We start from the raw sequence: 4054 nt of genomic DNA, 5'->3' as shown, positions 1-4054 counted from the left end.
CCGACCAACCGGGAAATAACTAAAAAACGAAACATGAAAATCAGATCAATTATTTCGGGCGCCCTTATCGCCATTTTCGCTGTTACCGGCCTTACAGCTAACATACAGGCTAAAACATCATTTCCTTCACATAATACTGTTGCGCTTAGTGATACCGGTAAAATGAAAAAGGACAAGATGAGTAAAGACAAAATGAGCCATGATAAAATGGCTTCAGACAAAATGGGGGCTGATAAGATGAGCCACAACAAAATGTCAAAAGACAAGATGGGCTCAGGTAAAATGAGTCACGATAAAATGTCAAAAGGTAAAATGGGCAAGGATACTACAGGTAAAATGTAGCCTTGTTTTTGTTTTATGATTGTTTAAAAGGAGCTCCTATAGCTCCTTTTTTGTTTCTAATGGACCCGGCCTTTCTCATCCTGGTTGCCGGTGTCTTGTTTTTCTGTTTTGCTTTGGCTGTTGCCGAAGCGGTAGCTGATCCCGAGCAGGGCATACCGGTTGATCTGGAAGTTGGTGTACTTTTGCCTTATCCCATTAACGGTAGTAGTAACTGCCGATGCGCTGCTCCTGAAAACATCGTTCATCACAAATGAAACATCTACCTTCTTTTTAAGTACGGACGCTTTAAGGCCAAGGTCGAGCTTGTAATAAGCATCACTGCGGCCGATATGATCAATCTCCGGAAACTGGTACCAGAAATTTACTGCGCCTGAAAAGGATTTATCGGCATTAAAATAAATGTTATTGTTGGAAGCGATATAAGCCCCAAAACCGCTGATGTTTTTCACCGCGCTTATGGCTGATTTGGCATCGGTATGGTAAAAGGTAAACTGGTTATTATTATCAAGCCAACTTAGTAATTGCATCGAATAATTTTCGGAAATGCCCAATCGGTAAGTTTTGATAAAATTGAGCGGCGTGGTGTAAACGAGGTTGGTATCCGGCCGGGCAATGGTAACGCTGTTAAACCCATTGTTGGTAACATTCAAAAATATCGCCGAGGTGAGCCTGTTTTTGTACGTGTGCGAAATCTCAAAATTGGTATTGTATTCGGGCTGAAGGTAGGGGTTACCCTCGCCGTAGCTGTAGGCTGTGAACAGGCTTTTGAAAGGGTTAAGGTTCCAGAAAGTTGGCCGGTTTACCCGCCTGCCAAAATTTAGCGAAAGACTATGGTCAACACCCGCCTGGTAACTAACCGTTGCGGAAGGGAACAGCCTGGTATAATTATTAATAGTAGTTTGATTAAGGGTGTGCGAAAAGCCTTTAGTCTCAGTGCGTTCAATCCTTAATCCGGCCTGGTATTTCCATTTGCCGTCCTCTCGGTTGATGCTGCCATAAACAGATTGTGTATTTTCGGTATAAGTAAACTCATTGCTTAGATTAGGGTCATATTTTAACGAATCATTGGGGGCTCTTTTATAATAAAAAGCGTTGCTGTAATTGTTGATAAAGCTAAGTTTGCCGCCAAAAGCAAAGCAGGCGTATTTGATTGGGACTATAGCATCGGCTTTAAAAGTATAAATGTTGATATCCTGTTTATTGGTATCGTGATAGCGGTTGCGGCTGGCTGCATTCAGTGAGCCATCGGTGAGGTAGGTGTTGCTCTCAAAGTCCGACCTGTCGGTACGGTAATAGTTAAAATAATCGGCGTTTAGTACCAGTTTAGCACCCGCCGTATCCAGGTTGATGGTGCTGTGCAGGTTAACAGCGTTGCTGATGGCTACCGGGTGATAAGTAGCATAAGTTCTTAACGTCGAATCAATAGCTCCGGTAGCATTGTTGATGATCGGGTTATTCACATGGTCAGATCCATCATAGGTGTTTTTGCCGCCCTGGTAGTTTACCCCGGCAGTTACTTTAGGACTAAATCTATAATCGGCACCAGCAATAAAGTTTAAGTTGTGGTAACGATAATTGCCGGTATCAGTTTGCAGCCAGGTTTGTTTGGGGTAGTAGATATCGGTTTCAAAGCCTTCCAGCTCATGGTCATGATCTACATTTACGCTGGCGTAGGCCGATAGTTTGGCGGTGTTATAGTTGAAATCCCCACTTGCATTCAGCCACCAATAGTTGCTGGTGCCGTAAACCGAGGCCGGGCTATGCAGCCATTGTTTATCATTGATTTGCACGCTGCCCGAATAGCCTTGCTTTTTGCTGTGTTTTAGAGTGATGTTGATGAGCCCGGCATTCCCTTCTGCATCATACGCTGCACCCGGGTTTTTAATGAGTTCGATACTGGTTACCTGGCTTGCCGAAAGCGACCGCAGGTAACGAAGCAGATCAGTACCGGCCAATTGAACTAATCTTTCATTCACCATCACTTTAACGCTACCCTTGCCAACAATGCTCAGATCATTATCGCCAACTTTTACACCCGGCACCCGGCCAATCACAGTAAGCGCGTCTGCACCGGCCGATGTCGCGCTGGTTGATACGTTATAAACCAGCTTATCGCTTTTGTTTTCAACAGTGGCCTTGCTGGCGGTGATCTTTACCTCATTCAGCTGTGTGGTATTATCGGCAAGAGTAATGGATAAAGTGGTATCACGTTGCAGGTTTAACTTAACTTCCGTTTTCTGATAACCGGTGTAAGTAATGGTTAAGCTGTAATTGCCTTTATCAACATCGGTAAAACTAAACAAGCCGAGCGAGTCGGTTTGTACAACCCTGGTTTGTTCGGAGTTTTGCTGTTGGAGGTTAACAACGGCCAGCGGCGCGGGGCTTTTGGAATTGCCGGTTATTTTACCGCTAACTTTTACCTGTGCTAACAGGCTGGTATAAACTAAACTAAAAAATAAAAAGCTGTAAATGTATTTCAAACCGGGAGCAGGGTTGGGTTTATAGTGCCGTAAATTAAATAAAAAACCGCCGCAAATTGTTTAGCGGCGGTTCTATTTTATTTACTGTTGTTATCCCGGAAGTTAGGTTAGTGTTTATATATCACTTTTTACATGTTCCAATGCACCGTTTTCGGTAACGTAGTATTCGGAACGCATGCGGGCATGCCGGTTAATGTTATTGCCTTTCTTTTTGTTTTTTCGCGGACCAGACACTGCCAGTATAATGGCAGCCAGGCAGAGGGTTATCTCTATCAAACTCACTAACATGGGGAGATGTTTTTATATTCTTCATGATGTTGATTGATTTGGTGATTGTTTTTTTAATTCAATTTAGTTTGATTGTAAAATAAGAAAATAAAACGTCATGTTATTAACCCAGGTGAAAATTGCTGTGGTTTTTTGTGCCGATATTTGGAATAATTACGCTTTGTTAACAGCATGGAATCAAAACAGGAAGTATTGAACGAACTGCTTGGTAAATTTGCCGACCTGTCGGGCAATGATATCAACATCAGTATGCCTTACTGGCGAACCCGCAAAATTGTGAAAGGCGATTTCTTTAACATGCAAAACATTGTATGTACCGATCTGGCGCTGATCAACAAGGGCTTGTTCAGGATTTACTACGTGCACCCCGAAACGCAGGAAGAAAAGAATATCTACTTTTTTTCAGAGCGTCAATTCCTGGTATCGTTCCGGAGCTTTATAAATCAGTATCCCTGTGCCTATTTTATCCAGGCGATGGAAGATGCCGAGATCATCTCCATTAACTACAACGATCTCCAGTACCTTTATACCACGCCAACCGGCTGGCAACGCTTTGGTCGCCTCATTGCCGAATTGTTTTTTAACCATTCGCAGGCCCGCGCCGAAGAATTTCAATTCAACACTGCCGAAGAGCGATATTTGAAAATGGTAGCCCAGCATCCCAACATCGTTAACCGCATTCCGGCCTATCATATTTCATCCTACCTGGGGATCAAAAATCCATCGCTTACCCGTATTAAGAAGCGTTTGTCGCAACCAAAGCCCTAAAAACGAAACTCTGCTGACAAATGACCCTTCCGGTTTTCACCTAAGTGAAAATTGCTGCCGCGTTTTGTGCCCAACTTTGCTTCATCAAACAAAACGAAAAAAAATTGAAAGTCATGTCAGCAAATAAAACATTGATCATAGAAACTTCAGCTGCGGTAAAAACAGCCCGCGAGCTG

At 43.2% G+C, this 4054-nt stretch carries 4 protein-coding genes; 2 read left to right on the top strand and 2 right to left on the bottom strand.

Features of this window, described 5'->3' with window-relative positions; genetic code table 11:
* Positions 1 to 33: 33 nt before the first annotated feature.
* Complete coding sequence (locus tag VF500_RS23905; protein WP_330862080.1) at positions 34 to 342, top strand: hypothetical protein; 309 nt, start codon at positions 34 to 36, stop codon at positions 340 to 342.
* A gap of 56 nt (positions 343 to 398) precedes the next feature.
* On the opposite strand, the gene VF500_RS23900 is transcribed toward VF500_RS23905, so the two are convergent.
* Complete coding sequence (locus VF500_RS23900) at positions 399 to 2822, bottom strand: outer membrane beta-barrel family protein (RefSeq protein ID WP_330862079.1); 2424 nt, start codon at positions 2820 to 2822, stop codon at positions 399 to 401.
* Between the two features lie 114 nt (positions 2823 to 2936).
* Complete coding sequence (locus tag VF500_RS23895; RefSeq protein WP_330862078.1) at positions 2937 to 3110, bottom strand: hypothetical protein; 174 nt, start codon at positions 3108 to 3110, stop codon at positions 2937 to 2939.
* Between the two features lie 171 nt (positions 3111 to 3281).
* Between VF500_RS23895 and VF500_RS23890 the strand changes: the two genes are divergently transcribed.
* Positions 3282 to 3878 carry a Crp/Fnr family transcriptional regulator gene (locus VF500_RS23890; RefSeq protein ID WP_330862077.1) on the top strand — a complete coding sequence of 199 codons (597 nt, stop codon included), beginning with the start codon at positions 3282 to 3284 and terminating at the stop codon, positions 3876 to 3878.
* The last annotated feature ends 176 nt before the right edge of the window (positions 3879 to 4054 follow it).

Source organism: Mucilaginibacter sp., assembly GCF_036383575.1.
Taxonomy (GTDB): Bacteria; Bacteroidota; Bacteroidia; order Sphingobacteriales; family Sphingobacteriaceae; genus Mucilaginibacter.
This window is presented reverse-complemented; position numbering and strand designations above follow the sequence as displayed.